Here is a 257-nt window from a genome sequence, read left to right as displayed (position 1 = left end):
GGCTAATGCTGCGGCTAGATTCTCAGGCTGAGAACCACCCGCTTGTGCCATATCTGGACGACCACCGCCCTTACCACCAACCTGTTGTGCAACCATTGCCACGAGCTCGCCCGCTTTGACCTTTTTAGTTAAATCATTGCTGACGCCAGCAATTAAATTCACTTTACCGTCTTTAGCTGTGCCGAGCACAATAATCGCAGACTTTAGTTTTTGCTTTAGCTCATCTTGTAAACCACGGAGTGAACCTGGGTCAATAC

At 48.6% G+C, this 257-nt stretch carries 1 protein-coding gene; it reads right to left on the bottom strand.

Annotation, left to right across the window (positions count from 1 at the left end; all coding sequences use genetic code 11):
• Positions 1-257: DHHA1 domain-containing protein (locus tag AAEY78_RS13885; protein ID WP_352339950.1), on the bottom strand; the 257-nt coding region annotated here is incomplete at both ends.

The sequence above is a fragment of the Psychrobacter sp. 16-MNA-CIBAN-0192 genome (assembly GCF_040309565.1).
In the GTDB taxonomy this organism is placed as follows: Bacteria; Pseudomonadota; Gammaproteobacteria; order Pseudomonadales; family Moraxellaceae; genus Psychrobacter.
The sequence above is the reverse complement of the archived record's forward strand: the minus strand, read 5'-3'. Positions and strand labels throughout refer to the sequence as shown.